Origin of the sequence: Thioalkalivibrio sp. AKL12 (genome assembly GCF_000377925.1) — a bacterium.
Lineage (GTDB): Bacteria > Pseudomonadota > Gammaproteobacteria > Ectothiorhodospirales > Ectothiorhodospiraceae > Thioalkalivibrio > Thioalkalivibrio versutus.
The window spans coordinates 90903-114817 of sequence record NZ_KB898892.1 but is presented as its reverse complement, the minus strand read 5'-3'; the positions used below and the strand labels follow the sequence as shown (position 1 = coordinate 114817).

Genomic DNA, 23915 nt, shown 5'->3' with positions numbered 1-23915 from the left:
GGAGTACATTAGAGTATAACGAACGCGACCCCGGGACGGGGCGACCAAGACCACCGGGGAGGTACCGCTTGATCGACATCGATGCCCTGCGCCGCCACCTGCCGCGGCGCCTGCGCGACGGCCGGACCGTCCTGCTTGTGGCCAACACGGATAGCCAGGAAAGCCCTCCGGGCGTGGAGCAGGAGAGCGTCGCGGCATTTCTCGAGCACCCGCCCGGGCCGCGCGTGCCGCTGGTCCTGCTGCCGGATACGCTGAGCGCACTGGACGTCACGACGGGCCAGCAACTCCTGGGCGGGTTGCGCGACCGCTGGGCCGACGAGGTGCTGATCCTGCATCGGCGGGACGACGAACGCTGGGGCCTGAACGATTTCCTCGCCCTCGGTTTCCGCCACGACCCGGAGGCCGAGGCGGCCGCGCCGGATCACACGGTCTATCGCACCAGCCTGTACGACTACAAGCTCACCCCCGACTGGCTGAACGCCCGTTTCTGGGCCAACCCGGAGATGTGGGACAAGCGCCGCTGGTAGCGGCGCCCGGCGGACGAGCCGCCATACGCCTAATCGTCGTCGGGGTTCAGGCGCGGATGCGTCTCCTCGCCCCACCACCAGACCACGGCGCCGGAGGCAAACATCGCGATCACCACGAACCAGAAGCCCCAGACCACCGACCCGCCAATATGGGCCACGATGCCCAACCCGAAGGCCCCCACTCCGTAGCCAAGATCCCGCCAGAAGCGGTAGGTCCCGATCGCCGAACCGCGCCAGTTCGGGTGCGCGATATCCGCCACTGCCGCGCTCAGGTTGGGATACAGCAGCGCCATGCCGAGACCGGTCACCGCCGCCGCGAACGACCACCACAGCACGCCCTCGCCTAGCAGCGTCAGGGCCACCCCGCCGCCGCAGATCCACATGCCCCAGATAATCGGCTGCCGGCGGCCAATATGGTCCGACAGGCGGCCGGTGAGGAACTGCGATCCGCCCCAGACAAACCCGTAGATCCCGACCACCCAGCCGATCGCCGCGAGACTGAGCCCCTGCTGATAGAGGAACACCGGATAGAACACCCACACCAGCGCATCCACGAATTTCTCGACCAGCCCCGCCTGACTGAACGCGGCCATGCGCCGGTCGCGCCAGGACATCAGCGTGAACACCTCCCAGGTGCTGGGCGTATCGGAGATGTTCTTCGAATACCGCGGGATGGGCCCTGTGGACTGCCCCGCGGCATGCCGCGCACCCTCGGCCTTCGCCCAGTCCAGGGTCTCGCGCACAAACAGCGCGGTCAGCACGATCGCCAGCGCGATGACCACCAGGCCAAAAATCAACAGCCCCATGCGCGGACCGAACGCTGCAGCCATGTAGCCCGTCACGATCCCCGCCACCGCGACCCCGACATAGCCGGAGAACTCGTTCATCCCCATGGTGAAACCGCGTTCATCGGCACGGGTGATGTCCATCTTGGCCGTCTGGGTCATCGACCAGGCCAGGCCCTGGTTCACGCCCAGCAGCACGGTCGCGGCCACGATCCAGCTCCAGGACGGCGCGTAGAGAATCATGAACGGGATCGGGATCGCCGCCACCCAGCCCAGCATCAGGACGGTCTTGCGGCCCAGCCGTTCGGACAGGCGACCGGCAACAAAATTGAGCGCCCCCTTCACCACGCCAAAGGCGACCACAAACGCGGTCAGCAGCATGAACGAGCCCTCGGCCACGCCGAATTCGCTCTCCGCCAGGGCCGGCACGACCGTGCGCATCATCCCGATCGTCAGGCCGACGAAGAAAACCTGGATCAGCTGCTGACCGAACTGCCCGAGGTTCTCCCGGATCCCGTGCGTCAGGTGGGCATAGGCCTCCGCGGCCTTGTGATGGTCCGTCATGTGGCGTTCTCCTTGTCCTCGTTGCTCACAGTTGCCAATGGCAGACCGTGATAACGCCATTCGGCGACGCCATCCTCGAACCGGGTCGCCTGGAACCCGTGCGCGGCCAGGATCTCTACAGCCTCGCTGGCCATCAGGCAGTAGGGACCGCGGCAATAAGCCACCACCGGTCGGTCGGTCGGCAGCTCGCCGAGCCGATTGCGGAGCTCGCTGATCGGGATGGATCGGGCATACGGCAGATGGGCGTTCGCGTATTCCATCCCGGGACGGACATCGAGAACGATGAGATCGCCCCGACGAGCCTGTTCCAGCAGTTCGGGGCCCGCCATCGGGGCCAGCTCGCCAGGACCCTCGGCCATTTCGCGGGTCGCGGCCTGCAACTCGAGCAGGCGCTCCTCCGCCAGGGTACGCAGCATTACCCAGAAATCGGCGACATGCTGATCCACCAGGCGATAGAACATATGACGCCCTTCGCGCCGGGCCTCGACCAGCCGTGCCTGACGCAGCTCCTTCAGGTGGGCGCTGGTCAGCTTCACGCTCAGTTCTGCATCGGCCGCAAGCTGCTCGACGCTCTTTTCGCCCTGAACTAGCACCTCGATCAGCTCCAGGCGTTTCGGGCTGGCCGCGGCCCGGGCGATGCGGGCCACCTGTTCGTACAGCAAATCCTTGAGTTCACGTCCGGACACGGCGTTCGCTCCAATATTCCTTGGAATGAACGATAGATGACCCAGGGATCGCACGCAAGTCCGGTGATGACCCGCATCTAGCCGCGGAGAAGCCCTCCCGCCGCCAGGGGCGCGCTGGATCGGGCCCTCCAATTTCTGGGTGATTTTGGGGTCTCGCCTATTCCTGAGTAGTTTACTCGGGAACTTCAATTAGAAGTTGCTTACTAACTTAACGAGCAACCCGTGCCTTCGGGCACACTTCCCCTGCAACAGGAGAACGTCATGAGCCAACTGATCAACAACTTCCCGGCCGACGGTGTCGTCACCATCAACCGCGTGATCCTCAAGCCGGAATACACCATCGACGATCTGCAGGAACGTGTCGCCGTCCTGTGCGAGAACGTAAAGACCTATCACTCGGATACCGGCTTCGTCGGCGGCTTTGTCGCGCTGAACTCCGGCTCCGTCTCCAATGAAGGCTCCACCATCGGCCAGGCGGTCGAGAGCCCGATGAAAGACAAGGAAGCCCTCATCATCACCTTCTGGAATAGCTTCGACGAACACGAAGCGTCGCACCAGAGCGAGACCTTCCAGCCCCTGTTTCAGCAGGTACTGGAACTGTGCGAGAACGGAAACGAGGAGATCGCCTACGAGATGCTCTGGTCCGGCGCAGCCTACGATCCGGAACAGGCGAGGGCCGCCCGCGAGGCGAAGGAAACCCACGCGGCCTGAGGGCCGCTATTCAGGCACGATCGTCTCTCCGACGACTGTACCCATGGCCGGGGCCTTGCGCCCCGGCTTTTTCGTGTCTGGCGCGCCGTCATGTCCCCTACCCGGATGATCGGCTATCCGCGCACGAGCGCCGGCGGGCTCACGCGCGCGGGACGTCGTCGTCCTGCTTCGCGTCCTGCATCTCCGGGGGCGAGGCCAGGGTGTGATTCTTCTCGTCGTAGCGGCCCTTCAGCTCGTCGGTCTTGCTGTGCTCCCACAGCGGCACCCCGACAAAGTAGCCGGCGCGCCCGATCGCGTGCGCGGCCACCGGTGCGGTGAGCAGCAGGAAGCCAATCACCGCCACCGCGCGGGTGGTGACCCCGCCGTCGCCAAAGTAGACCGCCACGCCGACCATCATCAGACCCGCCCCCAGCACACCGGCCTTGGTGGTGGCATGCAGGCGCATCGGCAGGTCGGGCATGCGCACCAGACCCAGCGCCGCGACCACCATGAACGCGGCCCCGACGACCAGGAACAACCCCGTCAAGAACTCAGTCATCGTCCCGGTGCCCCCCTTTCTCCAGGTAACGGGCAAAGCCCACTGCGGCAAGGAACGCGGTCAACGCCAACACCATGGCCACGTCGATGAACGGGGTGCGGCCACTGGAGATCACGTAGACCGCGATGAAACCGATGGTCAGCGACGCAATCAGCTCCAGTGCCACCACGCGATCCGGCAGCGTCGGCCCCAGGTACAGCCGCCAGAACCCCAGCACCAGGGCCAGGCTCAGCAACGCATTGGAAGCAATAATGGCGATATCGAACATCGGACCTCCCCGCGCCTAGCGCAGGACCTCCAGGGCGCGGTGTTCCAGGTACTTGATCGAGCGGATCACCGCATCCCGGTCCTCGAGGTACATCACGTGGATATACAGCACCTTCTTGTCGGTGGAGACGTCCAGGCTCAGCGTCCCCGGCGTCAGCGAGATCAGGTTGGCGACAATCGTGATCTCGCCATCGGTCTTGGCATCCAGCGGAAAGGCAATCACACCCGGCACCATGTGGTGGGTCGGTGTCATCACATCGTAGGCCACCTTCAGGTTCGACATAAACAGCTCCCAAAGGAAGAAGCCGATAAACCCGATGAAGCGCGGCACGCGCCGCGCATAGCTGGCGAACCCCGGCTTGTCGCGCAGGGCGAAGGCCAGCAGCACGTAGCCCAGGAAAAATCCGACCAGCAGATTGCCGGTGGTAAACGTCCCGGTCAGAAAGACCCAGATCAGGGCCAGCGCGATGTTCCAGGTCAGCGCGATCATTGGCGGGCCTCCCCGAGTACCGCCTCGATATACTGCGACGGATCCAGCAACTGCTCGGCCGACATCAAAGCCATCTGGTAGATCGGCTCGCCGTACAGGCCGATGGCCACGGTCATCAGCGCCAGCATGATCACCGGGACCCACATCCAGATCATCGGGCCGGAAGTGACGTCAAGCGTCTCGCCCTCGACCCCTTCCGGCTGCGCCTTCCAGAACACCTCGGCCCAGATCTTGATCATCGAGTACAGCGTCAGCAGACCCACCACCAGCGCGACCGCCACCACCCAGTAGGCCTCGGCCTCGATGCCCGCGCGGATGATGATGAACTTGGCAAAGAAACCCGACAGCGGCGGCAGCCCTGCCAGCGACAAGGCCGGAATCAGAAACAGCACCCCCAGCATTGGATGCGTACGGTAGATCCCGCCCATCAGCTTCAGCTCGTGGGTGCCCTTCATCACGAACGTGATCCCGCTGATCAGGAACAGATTCGCCTTCACGATGATGTGATGCATGATGTAGAACACCCCGCCCACCAGGGCCAGCGGCGTGAACAGCGCCAGACCCATGATCATGTAGCCGATCTGGCTGATGATGTGGAACGACAGGATGCGCCGGAATTCGTAGTGCGCGGCCGCCCCGAGCACGCCGGTCAGCATGGTCGCCGCTGCGACCCACAGCAGGATCTCGTGGGTGTAGTCGACTTCCTGATTGAAGATCAGCGTGAACACGCGGTACAGCGCGTAGACCCCGACCTTGGTCAGCAACGCCGCGAACAGCGCCGAGACCGCCACCTTCGGCGTGTGGTAGGACGCCGGCAGCCAGAAGAAGAACGGGAACGCCGCGGCCTTCACCCCGAACGCGACCAGGTACAGCATCGCGATTACGGTCACCAGACCGGTGTCCTCGACGGTGGACAGCTTGTCGGCGATATCCGCCATGTTCAGGGTGCCGGTCAGCCCGTAGGTCAGGCCGATCGCGGTCAGGAAGATCATCGACGACAGCAGGTTCAGGGTGACGTACTTGATCGCCCCCTCCATCTGCGCGCGTTCGCCACCCAGGATCAGCAGCGCGAAGGAGGCGACCAGCATCACCTCGAACCACACGTAGAGGTTGAAGATATCGCCGGTCAGGAAGGCGCCGTTCACGCCGGCCAGAAGCAGGTGCAGCAACGGGTAGTAGCCGAACTTTTCCGACATCCTGCCAATGCCGGAGAGCGAATAGATCGCCGTGGCGAAGCCGATGATTCCGGTCAGCACCACCATGATCGCCGCCAGCATGTCGGACACCAGCACGATACCGAATGGCGCGGGCCAGGAGCCCATCTCCATCACCACGTGCCCGTGCTCCCAGGTATCCGCCAGCAGCCACACGCTGACGGCCAGCATCAGCCCGGTGCCGAGCACACCGAGGGCCCGCTGCGCGAAGTGCGAACGCCACAACATCACCGACAACGCACCGACCAGCAGCGGCACGATGATCGGGAGGGCCACGGACATCATCATCGATCGGTGTCCTTCATCTGGTCCATGTCATCGGCCTGCACCACTTCGTAGGCGCGGTGGATCAGTACCACGGCGAACGCCAGCACCCCGAAACCGATCACGATCGCCGTCAGCACCACGGCCTGCGCCAGGGGATCGGCCGCGACCCCCTCGGGCACCGTGTCCCCGGGGGAGATCAGTGGCGGCGCGCCCGATGTCATGCCGGCGACGGTAAAGATCAGCAGGTTGGCGGCATTCGACAGCAGCACCAGGCCGATCACCAGCTTCACGATCGAGCGGCGCAGCATCATGTAGATGGCCGCGGCATAGAGACCGCCGACCACGAAGGCCATGACGACTTCCATTAGTCCTCCGCCTCCGCGAGGTTGAGCATGATGGTCAGCACCGAACCGATGACCACCAGGTACACCCCGATATCGAAGATCAGCACGGTCGAGAGCTTCATCTCGCCGAAGATCGGCGCAGTGAACTCCCACCACTGGGCAGTAAAGAAGGCCTGCCCGCGAAACACGCCGGGAATGGCACTGATCACCGCCAGCACCATGCCGGCACCCAGAAGATCCCGAGGGTCCACCCGCAGCACCTTGCGTGCCGACTCGGTATCCATCGAAAACAGGTACAGCAGGATCGCCGCCGCCGCGACCAGCCCACCAATGAAACCGCCGCCCGGCTCGTCGTGCCCGCGCAACAGCAGGAACACGGAAAACAGCAGCAGCAGCGGCAGCAGGAAATGTCCCGCGGTGCGCAGGATCAGGGAATGCATGTTCATCGGCGGTCCTCCGCGCGGAAACGAAGCATCGCGTACACCCCGATCGCCGCCAGCGCCAGCACGAAGATTTCGCCCAGGGTATCCAGTGCACGGAAGTCCACCAGCACCACGTTAACGATGTTGCGGCCGTAACCGGACGGCACCGACTCGTCGATGAAGTACTGCGAGATGGAGTCGAACAGCCGCGCATCCACGGTGCTCAGGATCAGCAGCGTGATCATGCCGCCCATCACCAGCGCGATCCCGGCGTCACGCAGGCGCAACGCGGTGGACGACAGGTTCAGGAAGCCCGGCAGTCGGAACAGCACCAGCACCAGCAGGATCACGGTCAGGGTCTCGACCAGAACCTGGGTGATGCCGACGTCCGCCGCACTGTAGAGCACGTAAACCAGCGCCACGGTGAAGCCCAGCGAGCCCAGGGCCGCCACTGCGCCCAGTCGTGAGCGGGTCAGCACCGCGAACAGCGTGGAGGCCACCAGGACCGCCAAGATGGCGATCTCGTGGACCTTCAGGCGCTCGAGATTCAGCGACCCTACGCCGACCTCGAACAGCTGGGCGGTGACCCCGACCAGACCCGCGGTCGCCACGACGATCACGATCACGTAATAGCGCAGATAGCCGTTCTGCAGCACTCGAGTCTGCCATTCGGACAGCCACACCAGGCCGTCCATCATCTTGAAATAGCCCTTCTCCGGGCCGTATTCGGCGACGCGATCGACCCAGGCCAGCGCGCGGCGCGCCTGTTCCCAGCGCCAGTAGAGAACCCCACCGGCCACCAGGCTGAAGGCGGAGATCGCCAGCGGCCAATTCAGGCCGTGCCACAGCGACAGATAGCCGTCCACCGGCGCACCCTGCACGCTGGCCGCCGCCGCGTTGATCAGGCCCTCGTCGGCCAGCCCCGGCCCCAGGCCGAAGATCAGGCCCAGGCTCGCGAGCACCGCGGGGCCGGCCAGCATGGCCACCGGGGCGTCATGCTGCGGGGTCTTGGGCGTGTCCGTCTTCGGCCCGAACCACGGCCGGATGCCGACAATCGCGGCGACCGCCACCCCGAGGATCGCGGTCAGCACCGCCAGCAGGGTCAGGATGCCGACCAACCCCGGGGCCCCAAGCACCGACTCCAGCATCAGCTCCTTGGCGACAAAGCCGAACAGCGGGATCACGCCCCCCAGCGACAGCGCCGCGAGGATCGTGAATGCCGCCGTCACCGGCAGCGTGCTGCGCAGTCCGCCGGTCTGCAGGAAGTCCTTGGCCCCGGCCTCGTGATCCAGGATGCCCGCGACCATGAACAGCGCGCCCTTGTACAGGGAATGCGCCAGCAGGAAGGCCATCGCCGCCATCAGAGCGGTTTCGGTGCCAATGCCGATCAACATGGTCAGGGTGCCCAGCGCCATCACCGTGGAATACGCCAGCACCTTTTTCACGCCCGTGGAGCGGTAGGCCAGGAACACGCCGGTGAACATGGTCACCGAGCCGACCAACACCAGCGTGGTGAACCAGACATCCGTGCCACCCAGCGAGGGATTCAGGCGCGCCAGCAGGTAGATGCCGGCCTTTACCATGGTGGCCGAGTGCAGGTAGGCGGAGACCGGCGTGGGCGCCGCCATCGCGCGCGGCAGCCAGAAATGGAACGGGACCTGTGCCGACTTCGTGAAGGCCCCGAGCAGGATCAGGAACAACAGCGGCAGATACAGCGCATGCTCGCGCACTACATCGCCGTTGGAGAGGATTTCGGAGATCTCGTAGGAGCCGCCGGCCATCGCCAGCATGATGATGCCGGCGAGCATTGCCAGACCGCCGCCGACGGTTACGAACAGACCCTGGAGCGCGTACTTGCGGGCGTCCGCGTTCTCGTGGTTGTAGCCGATCAGCAAGTAGGACGTGATGCTGGTCAGCTCCCAGAACACGAACATCGCGATCAGGTTATCCGCCAGCACCAACCCGAGCATGGACCCCATGAAGGCCAGCAGAATCACGTAGAAGCGCCCGAGATCGCGATCCTTCTCGAGGTAGCGCCCGGCGTAGGTGACGATGAAGAAACCGATGCCCGAGATCAGTAACGCAAACAGCAGTGACAGGCCGTCCACCAGGAACGAGAGCTGGATATCCAGCCCCGGCAGCCAAGGCCAGGCCAGCACGATGGATTCGCCGCTGGAAACCGCCGGCAGGAAGCTCAGGAAATAGACGAACAGCCCGGCCGGCAACAAGCCCAGCACCCAGCCACTGGTGCGGCCGGTCAGGCGGTGGATCGTGGGCGCAAACGCCGCCACCAGGAACGTTGACAGAATTGCGTACAGCATCCGGTCAGCTCAGTCCTTTCAGTTCCGGGCCAAGGCACGCGGCCGCGACCGCGCATGTGAGGGTCCATCCGATCCTGACGGGGCGAGCCGCTCAAGGCACACCAGGGTCAAATCGGTCGCGGAAGCCTACCGACTCGGCCGAGGCCGCGCAAGAAACGTGACGTTCCTCGCGCAAGCCCCGAAAGACACGCTGACAGCGACCGATTCAGACGAGAAGAACCGGTCTCAGGAAAGCGCCGATCAAGACCCCGGTATCAGCTCCATTCGCTGCGACGGCGACGGGCGGGAATCCGCGTAAGCACGATCCCGAGAATCACCGAACCAACCGTGACCAATGCCCCAGTCATGAACCACTTGCGCTGACTGTCCGCCTGCATCACCTCGACCTGACGGCGATACTCGTCGGCGGAGTCGCGGGCATCGATCAGGTTCTCTTCCAGGCGGCGATTCTCGCGCTGGATTTCCTGCGGCCGCGAGGCGATATCACGCAACTCTTCCAGCTCGGTTTCCATCTCAGCGAGCTGTGCCTGCAGTTCGTCACGTTCCGCGGTCAACGCATTGCGCCGATCCAGCAGTTCCGCGATCCGGCCCTCCTGGTCATCTGCCCCGGAGCGGATCTCGGCCAGCTCGGCCTCGACTTCGGCCAGGCGCTCGCGCGAATGCGGCTCGTCCTGCAGGTAGCGGGTCAGGATCCAGGCCTCGTTGCCGCTGGGCAGGCGCACCCGGCTCCAGCCGTCACCGGACTGCTCCATCACGGCCACTGGCTGTCCGGCACGTACTGCGCTGACGATCCGGTTCTGGTTCGACGGACCGCCACGCACGCCAACCTCCAGCTCCTCGCTGATATACCGGGTCTGCTGAGCGGCGGCGCCGCTCCAGGCCACCATCAGCAATCCGCCCAGAACCAGCACCATCACCCGCATCGGCCACCCATTCGTCGTCATGTCTTCTGCCATCTCTTGATTCGTCAGGGATCAACGGCGCTGCATTCTACAGCGGTATCCGCGCAGCGCGTGCCAGGCCGCGCCAGGGGTTGATCGAGTTCACATAACGGTTACCGCGAGCCTTACAAGAACTGCTCGCGCACCACCCGCGACGGAAACGTGAGCAGGTCAAACGCCATCGGCGCCAGCCGGCGCATCTGCGCCGCCGTCACCGCCAGCAGATACAGGACCCCGGCCAGCACGGCGAGCAGCAAGCTCAGAAGCCCACCCAGCATCACTCGGGTCGCCTGCAGGACGCCCACCAGCCAGATCGGTGCCAGCGCCACGATCAGCGGGATTACCAGCCCCAGGATCGCCCCCACCGACTGTTCGAACAGATCCAGCGTCACCGGGGGTGCCTCGCCCCCTGCCAGCAGGGTATCCACCATTTCCTGGCGATAAGCCACCCACTCCAGGTGGAAACCGCCAAACCCGGAGACCAGCGTCAGTGCGGCCAATGCCACCGCAGCCACCACCACCAGGGCGCGGCGCACGCCCTCGCTGCCGTCCATCAGGGATTGTGGCAAGAGCCGCGAGACACCGCGCGCCTCGGCCAGCAGCCAGCCACAGACCGCGGCCGCCCCCAACAGGATCACGACCACCAGATCCGGAAAGGCCACGCCGCCGGCCTCCATGGACGCCGGAAATTGCGAGCCCAGGGCCGGGTCGAACAGGCGCTGGTACACGATCACTGCCACAGCCGTCAGCGCCAGTCCGGCTGCGCCCAGCAACCACTGGCTACCCGCCTGGGCATACGCCGGCCACTGTCGGTGCGCCGGATGGTCACGGCTCTCGCAACGAGTCAAACCGTTGTCGAGACGTTCCCCCTGGCGCTGCAGGTCCGCCAGTCGCCGGTGAACTTGCTCCAGGCGCCCGGTCAGCTCGTGCAACGGGGCCTCCATGCGGCGGCGCGCCGACAACAGGCCACGGGACATCTGGCGGTGCTCCTCCATACCCAGGCGAGCGATGCGCAGCACCGTCTCCTGCATGTCCTGCGCCAGACGCTGCCCCTGCGGGCTCTCGCCGACGGGCGTGCTCACCAGCGCCTCCAGCCGGCTGACCCAGCCCGGCTCGGCGGACAAGCGCCCCTCGTCGCGGGCGTAGGCGTCCTCCAGCTGGCGCAGCGTCTCGTGGACCTGCTGGCGCAGATCGGGGATCTCGGCCAGATCATGGCCCACCAGCCGAGCGTAGCGTCGCTCCAGGGCATGCACCGCGACATGGACGCGCTCCGCCTCCAGCCTCGCCAGATGCGCCTGGTGCCAGCGCTGAGCCGCATCGCGCAGATGCAACACCTGGCGCCGCAGGGCACAGACCAGGCGCGTAATCCCACCCGTCAGGCCCACCAGCAATCGCCGCAGCGGCCGTCGCGCCAGATCGAGCACGATAATCGCGACAACAACCCCCACTACCCACAGCATTACAGTGACCGCCACGACGACCCCTTGCTTATTGTTTTACGGCATGGTCGGTGCCCGCACCCTCCAGCGCAACTCGGACCTCCGCCTTCGCGCTCCGATTATGTCGCAACGCCTCCACGCCTGCCGGCGCACGGAAGGATCCGTACTCAAGTTTGCGGTGCCCGCGCCGATATCCGGATTAAATCCCCGGAGACTTCGCGATGCTCAGCCTCGACCTCCTGCCGGCACCCGCCCCGGCCCGCACCGAGAACCCCGCCTGGCTGGATGCCGGGTTCACCGCCGGCTGGCTCCCGGCCTTCCGCGACCGCCGCACCGGCGCGGTCCATGCCAGCCATCTGGATGACGGGCGCCTGGCCTGCACGCACATCCTGGATACCGTGCCCGCGCCCTGGGTCGCCGAACGCGACAGCAAGGGGCGCCCGACGGCCCTGACCGCCGATATCCAGGCCGGCTACCTGCGCGGCGATCGCTTCTTCACCCTCGCGGACCTGCTACGGTATCCATCCGACGCCTGACGACCGGCCCGTCAGCGCCACCACGCCCGCCGCAATTGCTTTTGCGCGCGGGTTTCGGTCCAATACCGGCCTTTTCCCCGAGCGGCGCTCCCATGCAGAAGAATCAGTACGATCGCGACGAACTCCTGGCCTGCGGCTACGGCGACATGTTCGGCCCCGGCAACGCCCAGTTGCCGGTCCCCAACATGCTGATGATGGACCGCGTCCTGGAGATCAACAGCGACGGCGGCCAGTACGGCAAGGGCGAGATGATCGCCGAACTGGATATCAACCCCGACCTCTGGTTCTTCGCCTGCCACTTCCCGGGTGACCCGGTGATGCCCGGCTGCCTCGGCCTCGACGCGATGTGGCAGCTGGTTGGCTTCTACCTGGCCTGGCTCGGCAACCCGGGCCGCGGCCGCGCCCTGGGCGTGGGCGAGGTCAAGTTCACCGGTCAGGTCCTGCCCACCGCGAAGAAGGTCACCTACCACATCGACATGAAACGGGTGATCTCGCGCAAGCTGGTCCTCGGCATCGGCGACGGCATCGTCAAGGTCGACGGCCGCCCGATCTACGAGGCCCACGACCTCCGCGTCGGCCTGTTCACCTCCACCGAAAACTTCTAGCCCCACCGGCACCCGGCCCCTGCTTACTGCCATCAGGCCCGGGCTGGCCCCGGTTCGTCGCTGGTGTTTACGGTGGCTCGGGTCCGACGCCTGCCGGTTGCTGGCTGGCCATGGTTCGGCGCTAGGTGTTTACGTGCCTTCGTCCGGCCGCCTGCCACGCGCTCTCTCGCGAGCGCACCGCGAGGTACTTTCTTGCTTGCCCAAGAAAGTACCCAAAGAAGGGCACCCGGATTCCGCCCGGGAACCTCGCTCCGGACGCGCTGGGCCGGCGGCGCTGAACTCGCTACGCTGCGCTTCGCTCAGACATCCAGCGCCTTCTCCCGGCCCATCACGCCCTCCGCGAGGGGCTCCATACGGGAGAAGAAGGTCAAAACAGGCGGTATCCAGACACCAGCAACCAGCCCGCACCCCGTAGGGTGCGGTTGAGCGTAGCGAAACGCACCGTTTCCCACGCCGCGCGAAACCCTGATGCGATTCGCTGCGCTCATCACATCCTACGCCCCCCGGCACCCGCTTCGCGGGTGCGGCACGCCATGGCCAAAGGCCGAGCGTGCCGAAGATGTATGAACACCTAGCCATCATCCATTGGCCATAGCGCCGGGATAGCCGTTGTTTGGACCTGCCTCCCCGTTGTCGTCGCGCCGAGTGGAGAGGCTTTTCGCGGGACGATTCTAAATAGACACGGGGCGCTGGATGTCTGAGCGAAGCGCAGGCGCAGCGAGTTCAGCGCCGCCCGCGAAAAGCCTCGGAGCGAGGGAAACCCCGGCCCGCGCAGCGGGCCGGGGTCGCGGCAGTCGGGCGTGTTTCTTGGGTACTTCTTTGCACGAGCAAAGAAGTACCTCGCGGTGCGCTGGCGAGTCAGCGCCTGGCAGGCGGCCGGACAGAAGCCACCGTAAACACCAGACGATTAACCAGGCCCGGCCATTCGGCTCGAGAAACCGCGACAGTCACCACTCGATCAGTCCTTTCCGGGCGCCCCGCCAAATGCATCGCGCAGCCAGCCACGCAGGGCGTCAAAGCCATGTTCCGCCCGCTCCGAAGGCGGCAGCATCCCCGGCACGAAGCCGCGCGCCCGGAACGGCTCCAGTAATTCCGGATCGCCCGAGATCACGTGGACCGGTACCGCCCAGCTGGCGTCCTGACCGGTGATCAGCGCGGCCGCCGGATGATCGCCCAGCATGAAGAACAGTGTTTCCTCGTCGGCAAACCGGGCGGCGTAGGCCCCGGTCACCTCCAGTGAGTAGCGCACCGACTCCGCGTAGTACTCGCGCACGCGACCAAAGTCCCGCCACAGCGTCTCCGGCGCGGGCCCCTGGTCGGCCCACTGGTCAAAGATCGCGCCATCCCCGATCGCATCCCAGTCCTCGAGCACCGGGAGGATCGGTGTCCAGGGTGCATGGGAACTGACCAGCCCTAGCATCGCGAACACCGGGTCTTCCGACGTCGCGCGCACCTCGCGGTCGAAGAACGACCAGGTGTACTGGTCCGGCATCGTTACCCAGAAGAATGGCGGCCCGGCGTAGTCGAAGTCGTGCTTGCCCACCATCCGGTCCCAGCCGAACCACCGGCCCTCCGGCCAGTCAAGCTGGATCGCCGGCGCGAGCATGGCCGTGCGGTGGCCGGTCGTCTGGAAATCCTGCACCAGGGTATCGCGGGGCTCGGCCTGCAACGCGTCGTAGTGCCCGGCGTAGCGCACCTGCAGGCCCGACAGCAGCGAGGCCTGCGCCAGCCAGGATTGCCCGCCGGCGATCGGCGCCTCCAGCACGCCGGTCACCACGTGCAGGCCCGCGGCGTCGAGATCGTCGCCGATCGACTCGAGTCCCGGCACGATCACGGGCGCATAGCGCTCGTCGAAAACGGCGGATACGCCATAGGACTCCACCAGGCCCAGAATCACGTCGACCCCGGCAAGTCCCGGCAGCGGTTGTGCCCCGGCCTGCTCACGGCTTTGCTGCAGCCGCGCACGAAAGGCCCGGTTCTCCGCGATGGCGGCCTGCCCCGCCGCGATCTGCTGTTGCACCATCCCAGCCGCCGGCGCGACCGTTCCGGTGGGCGCCACGTCGCGCATGCCGGCGGCCGTACCCACCAGGCCAAGCGCCAGCAGCCCAACGGCAAGGGGCAGCGGCACCCGCCGCGCGACTGCGGCACGGCTGCCCAGCGCATACAGCCCCCGAGCCGCTCCCCAGATCACCACGGCCAGCCCGGCGATCAGGACGATGGCCAGCAACACCGTGGCCAGCGTACCGAGATTCCCGGTCACCAACTGGTACACCGCATCCAGCAGTATCCAGTCCTGGATCAGGTTGAGCGGCCGGGTCAGGCTGGCCCGGGTCAGGGCATCGAACAACGCCAGCACCACCAGCGCCAGCAGGAGCCCGCCCGCCAGCCACGCCAACCCCCGCGCCAGCCGGCCCGCCGGCAGAAGCGCGAATAGGCCCACCAGCAGCACGGCCTCCCAGGCCAACCAGTACGGTGCGAGTCCCGCGTAGCGCGGGATTTCCAGACCCAGCAGCACCACATTCAGCGCAACAAGGGTCAGCAGCAATCGCAGCATCGGCGCCCCGGAATCAGCGCCGAGCCGAACCGAAGGTCATTCGCTGCATCACGCCATCCCGACGCACGCGCCAGTGGAACAGCGCCACCGCAATATGGCCGAGCGCCAGGATCAGGATGGCCACCCCCAGCGCCTGGTGCCAGCCGAACAGGGTCTCCGAAAGGGCTTCGTTTTCCGGGAACAAGCCCGGCAGGATCAACGGCCCCAGCTGGACCGGATAGCCCCCGGCTGCGGTCGCCCACCACCCGATCACCGGCATCACGATCAGCAGGACATAGAGCAGCCCGTGCACCACCTCCGAGCCAATCCGCTGCCAACGGGCGAGTGCCACCGCGTAGGGCGGCTTGCCATGACGCAGCCGCAGCCCGATGCGCACCAGCATCAGTGCCAGAATCAGCACCCCGAAGCTCTTGTGCCAGGTGTAAATGGTGTTGGTCGCATCCTCGCCGAAGCGCGCCTGCAACCCTTCGAAACCGAACCAGCCAATCGTCCCGCCGAGACTCAGCGCGCCCAGCACCAATACCGCCACCAGCCAGTGCACCACCCGCTGGCCCCGACTGTAGCGCGGCCAGACACCGGAATCGTTGGTTGTTTGCATGTCGAAGACCTCCTCGTCGCTTCCTTCCCAGCGTAGCAGTCCACTCCGACGGCCGAACGCCGTGAGTACCCCCAAAGGTGTTATCCGAATGGTCGCGCCGTCGCAGTTCCACGCTACCCTTGTACGGATGAACCACGCACCCCGTCGCGAGCCTGTTCGACCTCGAGCGTTCGAACCCGGCCGTATCCGCTGTCTGACCTTCGACCTCGACGACACGCTGTGGCCGGTGATGCCGGTCATCCATCACGCCGAGGCGCGCTTCTATGCCTGGCTTCGCGAGCAGGCGCCCGAGGTGTGCGAGCGCTTCGGTCCCGACGCCCTGATCCAGGCGCGCACGGCCTTCATGCGCGCGGCCCCCGACCACGAGCGCCACGACCTGACCCGCCTGCGCAAGCGCTGGCTGCGCGAACTGGCCGAAACCTGTGGCTGCTGCCCGGAGCGTCTGTCGGGTGAAGGCTTCCAGGTGTTCTGGGAGGCGCGCAACGAGGTCACGCCCTATCCCGAGGCCCAGAATGTGCTGGCAAGCCTGGCACGCCACTTCCGCCTGGGCGCGATCAGCAACGGTAACGCGGATGTCTTTCGCACGCCCCTCGGACAGTACTTCGGCTTCGCCGTCGCCGCCGGCGAAGCGGGTGCGGCCAAGCCCGATCCGCATATCTTCGATCAGGCCCGCAAGCATGCGGGGATGGAGCCCGACGCCATCCTGCACGTCGGAGACGACAGCACGGCGGACGTCCTGGGCGCGCTGCAGGCCGGCTTCCGCGCCGCCTGGTTCAACCCGCAATCCCTCCCCTGGGAACACGGTCATCCCCGCCCCTGCCTGACCCTCGGCCGCCTCGGCCAGCTACCCCGGCAACTCGGCATCGACACCTGACCCTGCGCGCCACCACACCCGTGGGAGCCTGCTTGCAGGCGAAGCCCCTGCCCGCGTCCGACTCTGGCAGGGGCTTCGCCTGCAAGCAGGCTCCCACGCGGGCAGAACCGATGAAGGGGCCCATCCCATGCTCCGGGATTGGCTTTGGTCCGCGATTCTTCCAAACTGCGCCCATGATCCCGACCCCCTCCCCGCGTCCATGAAGCTCCTGTGCGTGGGCGACATCCATCTGGGCCGACAGCCGTCGCGCATCCCGCCCGCGGTGGACGAGGCGCTCGGCATCGCAAACCTCGGCCCGGCCGCTGCGTGGCGCCGCAGCGTCGACTACGCCGTGGAACAAGGCATCGACGCAGTGCTGCTGGCCGGCGACGTGGTCGAACAGGAGGACGACTTCTACGAGGCTTACCGCGACCTGAGGGCGGGTGTCGAGCGCCTGACCCAGGCGGGCATCCGGGTACTCGGCGTCGCCGGCAACCATGACGTCCAGGTCCTGCCACGGCTGGCCGAATCCCTGCCGGCCTTCGAGCTGCTGGGGGCCGGCGGGCAGTGGGAAACCCGCGAGTTGCGCGGCCACGATGATCAGCGTCTACGGATTGCGGGCTGGTCGTTCCCCGAAGCGCGCGTAACCACCAGTCCGCTTGAAGGCGATTTTCCCGCCCCCACAGACTGCCCCACCGTCGGGCTCCTGCACTGTGATCGTGACCAGTCCCGCAGCCCGCACGCCCCCGTGCGCAGCAGCGACCTGGAGGCCGCCCCGGTGGAGGCCTGGCTACTGGGCCACATCCACCGCCCCGATCCGCTCGCCGCGCCCCGGCCGATGGGCTATCTGGGCTCCCTGAGCGGCATGGATCCGGGCGAACCCGGCCGCCATGGCCCCTGGTGTCTCGAGATCACCCCGGGCGGCGACCTCGCGATCGAGCAGATTCCATTGGCACCGCTGTACTGGCATACCCTCGAGATCGCCGTGGATGGCCTGCAGCAAGCGGCCGATATCCACCGCCGGGTGACCGAGGCACTGGGAGCCCTCCATGCCGAGCTGGAGACCTGGAGCCACAGGCCTGCGGCCGTCGGCTGCCGCCTGCGGTTGACCGGACGCAGCGATCAACGCCATGCGCTGGAGCGCAGCCTGTACGCCGACGACCCGCGCGCCACCCCGCAGGAACTCGGGGGCCGTTTGTACTTCGTCCACGACTGGCGCCTGGAGGCCCTGCCCGCCCTGGACCTGGCGGAACTCGCCGTGGGCAGCGATCCCGCCGCATTGCTGGCCCGCAAGCTGCAGTTGCTGCAAGGCCCGGATAACGCGGCCCGCCGCGAACTCCTGGAGAAGGCCCGCGACCCGCTCGCCCAGGTGATTCATGACCCGCGCTATCGCGCCCTCGCCCCCGATATCCCGGATGACGAGTCGATCGCCCGCCACCTGGAAGCGGCCGCCCTGCACACCCTTGACCGGCTGCTGCTCCAGCGCGAGCGCGAGGCGTGAGGGCCGCATGAAGCTGGAATCGCTGGACATCATCCGTCTGCCGGGCATCCATCCGGGGTTCCGCCTGGATGCCCTGGGGCCGGGCGTGAACGTGGCGGTCGGGCCCAACGCTTCGGGAAAATCGAGCCTCGTGCGCGCCTTGCGGGCCGTCCTGTATACCCAGGAACTGCGCCAGACAGGGGTCCACATCGAGGCGAGCTTCGTCGATGCCCAGGGCCCGTTACAGGCTCATCGGCTGGGGACCGACTTGTCCTGGTCCCGCAACGGCGAACGCGTCGAGGCGCCCCCACTGCCGGATCATCGCTTCATCGACTGCTACACCCTGCGCATCGAGGATCTGCTGAACGCCGACCACGGCACCGAGCAGGAGATCGGCCTGCGCCTGGCCCGCGAACTGGCCGGTGGCTACGACCTGCCCGCCCTGCGCGACGATCCCGCACTGAGTCTGAAGACGACCCATGCCCGTAGCGAGTCCCAGGCGCTGACGGCCGCGGAACAGGAACTGCGCGAGCGGCGTCAGCAGCAGCGCGGCCTGCAGCACGACGAGCAGCGCCTGACCGACCTGAAAGCGCAACGCCAGCAGACCCAGCGCGCTGCCCACGAGGCCGATCAGTACGCACGCACCCTGGACCTGCTGAGGGCCCGACGCGAACACCGGGATCTGGAGACCCGGATGGCATCCTTGCCTCCCGGTCTGGACCGGCTGCGCGGCGACGAGCTGCAACGCCTCACCCCCCTCCAGGACGAATGGCGCCGCCTGGAACACGAACAACAACAGGCCCGTGAACGCCTGGAGGATGCCCGTCAACGCCGCGAGGGAACCGGGCTGGAAGACCCCGATCTGGATGCGGATGGCGTGGACGATCAACGCCCCGTGGTTCGCAGGCTGCTGGAGCTGGAGAGGGGGCTGGAGCAGACGACAAGGGAGCTGCACGCGGCCCAGGCGACACGGCACCAGGCAACCGAAGAACTGGGGGGCACGCCAGAGGCGATTCCGGCCCTGGACCCCGCCACGCTCCACTCGGTGGAACAGTCCCTGGAGACCCTGCGTGGGCTGCAGGCCGGCATCGCGCAACGAGAAGATGAACTCGCCTCCCTGCCTCCGACTGAGGACACCCTGCCCACCCCCGACACACTGCGACGCGGCCGCGACGAGCTGCTGCACTGGCTGGGGTCCCCGCGCCCCACCCCCTGGACCGGCCTGCGCCGGGTCGCCGCCGGGATCGCCCTGCTCGCGGCGGGCGGCGCCATTGGCACAGCGACGTTGCTGGTACACCCCGCCTTCGCCGTACTCGCGCTCCCGGTCGCCTGGGGCGCCTACATCGCCGCTCGCCCGGCGACCGACAACATACCCCGCGAGGCTGCGAAGGCACGCTTCCGCGATACCGGTCTGGCGCTGCCCACGGACTGGACGGCCGACGCGGTCCGCGAGCGCCTGGCCCACCTGGAGCGTGAACTGGAAACCGCGGAGGGCGCGCGGCGAACGGCGGAGCGCCGCGCTCGACTCGAACGGGAACTGCAAGAGCGGCGCGCCGCCCGCGACCGGGAAGAGGGGCGCCTGAAGGACATTGCCCGGCAGGTCGGCTTCGACCCCGGCTGTATGGATGCCTCGCTGCAGCGCTGGATCCACCTGACCGCGAACCATGACCGGGCGCGCCAGGCCGTGAACACGGCCCGGGCAGAGCAGGAACGCCTGACAGCCGAGCTGGAGGCGACCCGGGCGCCCGTCATGGCCTTTCTCGCCCAGTATGCCGTGGCCCCTCCGGACTCCGAGCCTTCGGCGGATACCCTGGCCCAGCACCTGGACCGTCTCGCCGCCCGGCTGCAGACGCGGGACACCGCGCAGCGGGAGGAGAAGGCCGCCCAGCGCGAACTCGATCGCCTGCAAGCCGACGCGAACCGAACGCGGGAGCAGATCGCCGCCCTGTACGCAGCGGCCGGCCTGGAGAATGACGATGAGTCGACCCTGCGCGAAAGGCTGCGCCTGTGGCCCGACTGGCAGGAGCTAAGCGAGCAACTCGGTAATGTGCGCGAACGCGAACGCGAACGCCGCCGCCACCTCGAGGACCGCCCGGACCTACTGGAGGCGGTCGAGGCCGATGCCGCGGAACCCCTGGAATCGCAGCTTCAGACACTGCGCGACCAGGCGGCGGAACGCGACCGGCTGAGCGAGGAGATCGCCCGCATCGAAGCGGCCATCGACCGCGCCGGCCATGAACGCCAGCTGGAAACCGCCCGCGCCCGCCGCGAACTCGCCCGCGACGCCCTGACCCAGCGCCTCGACCAGGCCCTGTTCGCCACGGCCGGAAACTTCCTGCTGGACCAGGTCGAGATGGAACACGAACAGGCGGTGCAGCCCGCCGCCCTGCGCCAGGCCCGCGAGTGGTTCCGGCGCTTCACACGGCATCACTACGAACTTCAGTTCTCGCCCCGTGCCTCGGCCCGGTTCAACGCCCGCGAGACCGCCAGCGGGGCCACCCGCTCGCTCAGCGAACTCTCCAGCGGGACGCGGATGCAGCTTCTGCTCGCCGTACGCATCGCCTTTGCGCTGGAGGCCGAACGCGGGCGCAGCGCGCTCCCGCTCATCCTCGACGAGGCGCTGGGCACGGCGGACCCGGACCGCTTCCGGGCGGTCGCCGAAAGCCTGCAGGCACTGGCCCACGACGCCGGCCGCCAGGTCTTCTACCTGACCGCCCAGCCCGAAGACGCGCGTTACTGGCAGGCACAGGAGTCCAGCGTCGAGATCATCGACCTGGCCGCACGCCGCTGGGGGCAGCAAGCGTTGGGTAGCCACGAGCAGCTGAGCCTTCCGGAACCCGAAGCGATACCCTCCCCCGGCAGCGACGCGCCCGAGGACTACGCGCAGCGGATTGGGGGCATTCCCCTGATCGACCCCTGGCAGGATCCGGCCGGTATCCATCTGTTTCACCTGCTGCGGGACCGTCTGGAGCTGTTGCAGCGCCTGCTGGAGCTGGGGGTGGATCGCCTGGGCGCGCTGGAATCCCTGCTACAAGGCCCCGCCGACTCCCTGCTGGAACCCCCGGAATGCCAGACGCTGCAGGCCCGTAGCGAGGCCGCCCGCGCCTGGACTCGCGCCTGGCGCCAGGGTCGCGGCCGCCCGGTAGACCGCGCGGCCCTGGAGGCCTCCGAGGCCGTCAGTGCGACCTTCATCGACGCCGTCTCCGACCTGGCGAAGCAGCTGAACGGCAACGGCGAACAGCTCCTGCGCGAACTGGAGAACGGTACGGTCAAGCGCTTCCAGAGCAGTGCCCGCGAACGGCTGTCCGAATGGCTCACCGACAACGGCTATATCGACCCGAACACAATCCTGACCGAGACCGAGCTCGAACACCGCGTGATCGCGACCCTCAAACCGCACCACTCCACACCGGAGCGGGCCATCCGCGAGGGCCAGGCCCTGGCCCGCGCCCTGCAAGCCGGCTCGCACCCGCCCGCCTGAACGGCACGGGGAAGGAAACTCTAGCCCTGCTTCGAGCGCTCGCCCCCATGACAATGTTTCGGTGCTATTGTGGAGAGACAACGCTTCGTGACCCCGCCTCGCTGGCGACACCCCAATGGAGACCCTGCTGCCCTATGGCCAAACCGAACTACCAATACGAAAAGCGCCAGCGCGAGCTGAAAAAAGCCGCCAAGCAGGAAGAAAAACGCCAGCAGAAACGGGCACGCAATCAGCCGGATGATCCGTCCGGCGCCCCAGAGGACCCACCCCATGAAGACCATGGATCGTAAGCGCGACAGCAAGAAGAAGGCCGAAAAGACACTGATGGAGAAACGCACCGCCAAGGCGGAGAAGCGCAAACCCAAGATCTTTCTGCCCTGACCCAACCGTTTTGGAACGTACGACGCCGGCCTCCGGGGTTCCCCCAGGTCGGCGTCTTTCGTTTCGCCAACCCCGTACGCGCTTATGAAAATCCCCAAGATCCTCCAGCCGCTGATCGAAGACGGCGTCATTGATGCTGTCCTCGGGCAGCTGCAAAGCGGCAAGGAGGCGAACATCTACCTCGTCCGCAGCGGGGGTGCGACACGCTGTGCCAAGGCGTACAAGGAAGCCAAGCATCGCGGCTTCCACAAACTGGCCGAGTATCAGGAAGGCCGCAAGGTCCGCGGCAGCCGCGATGCGCGGGCCATGGCCCGACGTGGGCGTCACGGCCGCGAGGTCGAGGAGACGCAGTGGAAGAACGCGGAAGTCGAGGCGCTCTACCGCCTTGCCGACGCGGGCGTTCGAGTGCCCGTCCCCTACGGCGTATTCGACCGCGTCCTGTTGATGGAACTGGTGCTGGACGCCGACGGTAACACCGCGCCCCAGCTGCACGAAGTCGAGCTGGACCCCGAGACAGCACGCGAGTGGTTCGCATTCATGATCCGCCAGATCCAGCGCATGCTGTGCGCCGGCCTGATCCATGGCGACCTGTCCGAGTACAACGTGCTGGTGGACGCGCACGGACCCGTCATCATCGACCTCCCCCAGGCCGTCAACGCCGCCGGCAACAACAGCGCATTCCGCATGCTGCAGCGGGACGTGAACAACATGCGCACAACCTTCGGCCGCGCGGACCCCACGCTGCTGGAGACGCAGTACGCCCACGAGATGTGGGACCTGTTCGCCAACGGTGACCTGACGCCGGAAACACCCCTGACGGGACACTTTGTTCACAGCGAAGAGACCCCCGACGTGGATGGCGTGCTCGACGAGATCGAGGATGCGCGACTGGAGCACGAGGCCTTGCTGGCCGCCCTCGACCCGACCCACCCCGACAACCAGTAGGCGGCTGTCCGCGCGATTCTACCGAGCCTGGTCAGGATCGAAGCTCTTTGGCGGGGGCCCTTCGCCTGCAAGCAGGCTCCTACGAGGGCAAGACCCGGTAGGAGCCTGCTTGCAGGCGAACCAACGGCGGTTCGGAAGCGCTCAGGGGGCCCTCTGGCCCGCGAAGGATGGGGCTAGTCAGAAGTCCGGTCGCGCGTTACACGCGGGCCGTGCCCGAAAGAAAGGCGTCCACGCGGTCCAGGTCCTCGGGGGTATCCACGCCAGGCGGGTGCGCCTCGGCGCGGCGGCCGACCTGGATCCAGGCACCCATGTCCAGCGCGCGTAGCTGTTCCAGCTGCTCCAACTGCTCCAGCGGCGCGGGCGGCTCGGCACTCATGCGCCGCAGGAAGCCGGCGCGGTACGCGTAGAGCCCCAGGTGCCGGATGGCATGGTCGACCGAGGGCGGCTGCCCCGCCCGGCGCGCCTCGCGGTCCCAGGGGATCGGGGCGCGCGAGAAATACAGGGCCCGGCCGTTGCGGTCGGTGACCAGCTTCACCTGGTTGGGGTCGGCCAGATCCTCCGCACAGCGGATCGGCACGCCCAGGGTGGCCATATCCGCTTGCGGGGTTTGTTCGAGCAGGGCCGCCAGGTCATTCAGCAGCGTCCCCGGGGTGAGCGGTTCGTCGCCCTGCAGGTTGACCACGATGGACTCGTCGCCCCAGCCCTCAGCGGCGGCCACAGCCGCGATGCGGTCGGTGCCGGAAGGGAGCGCGGGATCGGTCAGGAAGGCCTCGACGCCGCACTGGCGCGCCACCGCCAGGATGCGTTCGTCATCCGCGGCGACGATCACGCGGGTGGCGGCGCTCTCCTGCGCACGGCTGATCACATGCGCAATCAGCGGGCGCCCGGCCACCGCAGCCAGCGGCTTGTCCGGCAGACGACTGGAGGCCATGCGTGCCGGGATCACCACAACGAAGCCCGTCATGC

Annotated in this window: 23 protein-coding genes and 1 pseudogene; 9 read left to right on the top strand and 15 right to left on the bottom strand. The window is 66.9% G+C overall.

All coding sequences use genetic code 11. The features are described 5' to 3' along the window. Nucleotides 1-68 precede the first annotated feature (68 nt). Nucleotides 69-527, top strand: a complete 459-nt coding sequence (locus tag D579_RS0104230) for a DUF6231 family protein (protein WP_018951206.1) — start codon at nt 69-71, stop codon at nt 525-527. A 29-nt stretch (nt 528-556) separates the two neighbouring features. On the opposite strand, the gene D579_RS0104225 is transcribed toward D579_RS0104230, so the two are convergent. Next, on the bottom strand, nt 557-1876 hold the full coding sequence (locus D579_RS0104225) for an MFS transporter (protein WP_018951205.1): 1320 nt from the start codon (nt 1874-1876) through the stop codon (nt 557-559). Then, nucleotides 1873-2562 carry a metalloregulator ArsR/SmtB family transcription factor gene (locus tag D579_RS0104220; RefSeq protein ID WP_018938683.1) on the bottom strand — a complete coding sequence of 230 codons (690 nt, stop codon included), beginning with the start codon at nt 2560-2562 and terminating at the stop codon, nt 1873-1875. Before D579_RS0104220 ends, D579_RS0104225 begins: the two co-directional genes overlap by 4 nt. 261 nt (nt 2563-2823) lie before the next feature. Here D579_RS0104220 and D579_RS0104215 point away from each other — a divergent pair, with 261 nt between their 5' ends. Then, a complete protein-coding gene (locus tag D579_RS0104215; protein WP_018146058.1) occupies nt 2824-3273 on the top strand; it encodes a hypothetical protein in 450 nt (149 codons plus the stop codon). 139 nt (nt 3274-3412) lie between these two features. Here the strand turns inward: D579_RS0104215 and mnhG are convergent, their stop codons facing one another. The 9 genes from mnhG to D579_RS0104170 form a co-directional block, all read right to left on the bottom strand. Then, nucleotides 3413-3811, bottom strand: a complete 399-nt coding sequence (gene mnhG, locus D579_RS0104210; protein ID WP_018146059.1) for a monovalent cation/H(+) antiporter subunit G — start codon at nt 3809-3811, stop codon at nt 3413-3415. Further along, a complete protein-coding gene (locus D579_RS0104205; RefSeq protein WP_018146060.1) occupies nt 3804-4079 on the bottom strand; it encodes a cation:proton antiporter in 276 nt (91 codons plus the stop codon). Before D579_RS0104205 ends, mnhG begins: the two co-directional genes overlap by 8 nt. A 15-nt stretch (nt 4080-4094) precedes the next feature. Further along, entirely contained in the window at nt 4095-4568 is a 474-nt protein-coding gene (locus D579_RS0104200; protein ID WP_018938682.1) for a Na+/H+ antiporter subunit E, read from the bottom strand. Further along, a complete protein-coding gene (locus D579_RS0104195; RefSeq protein ID WP_018938681.1) occupies nt 4565-6070 on the bottom strand; it encodes a Na+/H+ antiporter subunit D in 1506 nt (501 codons plus the stop codon). Before D579_RS0104195 ends, D579_RS0104200 begins: the two co-directional genes overlap by 4 nt. After that, nucleotides 6067-6414, bottom strand: coding sequence for a Na+/H+ antiporter subunit C (locus tag D579_RS0104190; RefSeq protein ID WP_018146063.1), 348 nt, complete (start codon nt 6412-6414; stop codon nt 6067-6069). The genes D579_RS0104195 and D579_RS0104190 overlap by 4 nt, the downstream gene beginning before the upstream one ends. Then, the gene (locus tag D579_RS0104185) at nt 6414-6839 is read right to left on the bottom strand and encodes a Na+/H+ antiporter subunit B (protein ID WP_018146064.1); all 426 of its coding nucleotides are present in this window, start codon (nt 6837-6839) and stop codon (nt 6414-6416) included. Before D579_RS0104185 ends, D579_RS0104190 begins: the two co-directional genes overlap by 1 nt. Further along, nucleotides 6836-9136, bottom strand: coding sequence for a putative monovalent cation/H+ antiporter subunit A (locus D579_RS0104180; protein ID WP_018951204.1), 2301 nt, complete (start codon nt 9134-9136; stop codon nt 6836-6838). The genes D579_RS0104185 and D579_RS0104180 overlap by 4 nt, the downstream gene beginning before the upstream one ends. Before the next feature lie 254 nt (nt 9137-9390). Further along, the gene (locus tag D579_RS0104175; protein ID WP_018146066.1) at nt 9391-10092 is read right to left on the bottom strand and encodes a TIGR04211 family SH3 domain-containing protein; all 702 of its coding nucleotides are present in this window, start codon (nt 10090-10092) and stop codon (nt 9391-9393) included. Nucleotides 10093-10202: 110 nt separating this feature from the next. Further along, nucleotides 10203-11537 (bottom strand): hypothetical protein, encoded by a 1335-nt coding sequence (locus D579_RS0104170; protein ID WP_018951203.1) that lies wholly within the window; start codon nt 11535-11537, stop codon nt 10203-10205. Nucleotides 11538-11737: 200 nt separating this feature from the next. On the opposite strand from D579_RS0104170, the gene D579_RS0104165 reads away from it, so the two are divergent. Together D579_RS0104165 and fabA are read left to right on the top strand one after the other, a co-directional pair. Further along, nucleotides 11738-12052: a hypothetical protein gene (locus tag D579_RS0104165; RefSeq protein WP_018938677.1), complete on the top strand. Its 315-nt coding sequence runs from the start codon at nt 11738-11740 to the stop codon at nt 12050-12052. A 92-nt stretch (nt 12053-12144) separates the two neighbouring features. Then, on the top strand, nt 12145-12657 hold the full coding sequence (gene fabA, locus D579_RS0104160; protein ID WP_018146069.1) for a 3-hydroxyacyl-[acyl-carrier-protein] dehydratase FabA: 513 nt from the start codon (nt 12145-12147) through the stop codon (nt 12655-12657). A 299-nt stretch (nt 12658-12956) separates the two neighbouring features. Here the strand turns inward: fabA and D579_RS15440 are convergent. The 3 genes and pseudogenes from D579_RS15440 to D579_RS0104150 all read right to left on the bottom strand — a co-directional run bounded on the left by D579_RS15440 (nt 12957) and on the right by D579_RS0104150 (nt 15809). Continuing rightward, nucleotides 12957-13239, bottom strand: a pseudogene (locus D579_RS15440) (hypothetical protein). Nucleotides 13240-13615: 376 nt separating this feature from the next. Next, nucleotides 13616-15211 carry a hypothetical protein gene (locus tag D579_RS0104155; RefSeq protein WP_018951202.1) on the bottom strand — a complete coding sequence of 532 codons (1596 nt, stop codon included), beginning with the start codon at nt 15209-15211 and terminating at the stop codon, nt 13616-13618. 13 nt (nt 15212-15224) lie between these two features. Then, the gene (locus D579_RS0104150) at nt 15225-15809 is read right to left on the bottom strand and encodes a cytochrome b (protein WP_018951201.1); all 585 of its coding nucleotides are present in this window, start codon (nt 15807-15809) and stop codon (nt 15225-15227) included. Nucleotides 15810-15936: 127 nt separating this feature from the next. Between D579_RS0104150 and D579_RS0104145 the strand changes: the two genes are divergently transcribed. The 5 genes from D579_RS0104145 to D579_RS0104125 all read left to right on the top strand — a co-directional run bounded on the left by D579_RS0104145 (nt 15937) and on the right by D579_RS0104125 (nt 22949). Then, nucleotides 15937-16683 carry an HAD family hydrolase gene (locus tag D579_RS0104145; RefSeq protein WP_018951200.1) on the top strand — a complete coding sequence of 249 codons (747 nt, stop codon included), beginning with the start codon at nt 15937-15939 and terminating at the stop codon, nt 16681-16683. 199 nt (nt 16684-16882) lie between these two features. Next, nucleotides 16883-18163 (top strand): DNA repair exonuclease, encoded by a 1281-nt coding sequence (locus D579_RS0104140; RefSeq protein WP_018951199.1) that lies wholly within the window; start codon nt 16883-16885, stop codon nt 18161-18163. A 7-nt stretch (nt 18164-18170) separates the two neighbouring features. Beyond that, entirely contained in the window at nt 18171-21623 is a 3453-nt protein-coding gene (locus D579_RS0104135) for a hypothetical protein (protein WP_018951198.1), read from the top strand. 134 nt (nt 21624-21757) lie between these two features. Then, nucleotides 21758-21913 (top strand): hypothetical protein, encoded by a 156-nt coding sequence (locus tag D579_RS15215; RefSeq protein ID WP_018176369.1) that lies wholly within the window; start codon nt 21758-21760, stop codon nt 21911-21913. 175 nt (nt 21914-22088) lie between these two features. Then, nucleotides 22089-22949 (top strand): PA4780 family RIO1-like protein kinase, encoded by an 861-nt coding sequence (locus D579_RS0104125; RefSeq protein ID WP_018169426.1) that lies wholly within the window; start codon nt 22089-22091, stop codon nt 22947-22949. A 196-nt stretch (nt 22950-23145) separates the two neighbouring features. Here the strand turns inward: D579_RS0104125 and kdsB are convergent, their stop codons facing one another. After that, the gene (gene kdsB / locus D579_RS0104120; protein ID WP_018951197.1) at nt 23146-23913 is read right to left on the bottom strand and encodes a 3-deoxy-manno-octulosonate cytidylyltransferase; all 768 of its coding nucleotides are present in this window, start codon (nt 23911-23913) and stop codon (nt 23146-23148) included. Between the last annotated feature and the right edge of the window lie 2 nt (nt 23914-23915).

Excerpts from the sequence above, each read along its gene's own strand:
- D579_RS0104205 (WP_018146060.1), bottom strand. The coding sequence starts at position 4,079 with ATGTTCGATATCGCCATTATTGCTTCCAATGCGTTGCTGAGCCTGGCC.
- D579_RS0104165 (WP_018938677.1), top strand. The coding sequence starts at position 11,738 with ATGCTCAGCCTCGACCTCCTGCCGGCACCCGCCCCGGCCCGCACCGAG.
- fabA (WP_018146069.1), top strand. The coding sequence starts at position 12,145 with ATGCAGAAGAATCAGTACGATCGCGACGAACTCCTGGCCTGCGGCTAC.
- D579_RS0104180 (WP_018951204.1), bottom strand. The coding sequence starts at position 9,136 with ATGCTGTACGCAATTCTGTCAACGTTCCTGGTGGCGGCGTTTGCGCCC.
- D579_RS0104150 (WP_018951201.1), bottom strand. The coding sequence starts at position 15,809 with ATGCAAACAACCAACGATTCCGGTGTCTGGCCGCGCTACAGTCGGGGC.
- D579_RS0104135 (WP_018951198.1), top strand. The coding sequence starts at position 18,171 with ATGAAGCTGGAATCGCTGGACATCATCCGTCTGCCGGGCATCCATCCG.
- D579_RS0104145 (WP_018951200.1), top strand. The coding sequence starts at position 15,937 with ATGAACCACGCACCCCGTCGCGAGCCTGTTCGACCTCGAGCGTTCGAA.
- D579_RS15215 (WP_018176369.1), top strand. The coding sequence starts at position 21,758 with ATGGCCAAACCGAACTACCAATACGAAAAGCGCCAGCGCGAGCTGAAA.
- D579_RS0104170 (WP_018951203.1), bottom strand. The coding sequence starts at position 11,537 with ATGCTGTGGGTAGTGGGGGTTGTTGTCGCGATTATCGTGCTCGATCTG.
- D579_RS0104155 (WP_018951202.1), bottom strand. The coding sequence starts at position 15,211 with ATGCTGCGATTGCTGCTGACCCTTGTTGCGCTGAATGTGGTGCTGCTG.
- D579_RS0104190 (WP_018146063.1), bottom strand. The coding sequence starts at position 6,414 with ATGGAAGTCGTCATGGCCTTCGTGGTCGGCGGTCTCTATGCCGCGGCC.
- D579_RS0104225 (WP_018951205.1), bottom strand. The coding sequence starts at position 1,876 with ATGACGGACCATCACAAGGCCGCGGAGGCCTATGCCCACCTGACGCAC.
- D579_RS0104195 (WP_018938681.1), bottom strand. The coding sequence starts at position 6,070 with ATGATGATGTCCGTGGCCCTCCCGATCATCGTGCCGCTGCTGGTCGGT.
- D579_RS0104215 (WP_018146058.1), top strand. The coding sequence starts at position 2,824 with ATGAGCCAACTGATCAACAACTTCCCGGCCGACGGTGTCGTCACCATC.
- D579_RS0104200 (WP_018938682.1), bottom strand. The coding sequence starts at position 4,568 with ATGATCGCGCTGACCTGGAACATCGCGCTGGCCCTGATCTGGGTCTTT.
- D579_RS0104125 (WP_018169426.1), top strand. The coding sequence starts at position 22,089 with ATGAAAATCCCCAAGATCCTCCAGCCGCTGATCGAAGACGGCGTCATT.
- D579_RS0104185 (WP_018146064.1), bottom strand. The coding sequence starts at position 6,839 with ATGAACATGCATTCCCTGATCCTGCGCACCGCGGGACATTTCCTGCTG.
- mnhG (WP_018146059.1), bottom strand. The coding sequence starts at position 3,811 with ATGACTGAGTTCTTGACGGGGTTGTTCCTGGTCGTCGGGGCCGCGTTC.
- D579_RS0104175 (WP_018146066.1), bottom strand. The coding sequence starts at position 10,092 with ATGGCAGAAGACATGACGACGAATGGGTGGCCGATGCGGGTGATGGTG.
- D579_RS0104140 (WP_018951199.1), top strand. The coding sequence starts at position 16,883 with ATGAAGCTCCTGTGCGTGGGCGACATCCATCTGGGCCGACAGCCGTCG.
- kdsB (WP_018951197.1), bottom strand. The coding sequence starts at position 23,913 with ATGACGGGCTTCGTTGTGGTGATCCCGGCACGCATGGCCTCCAGTCGT.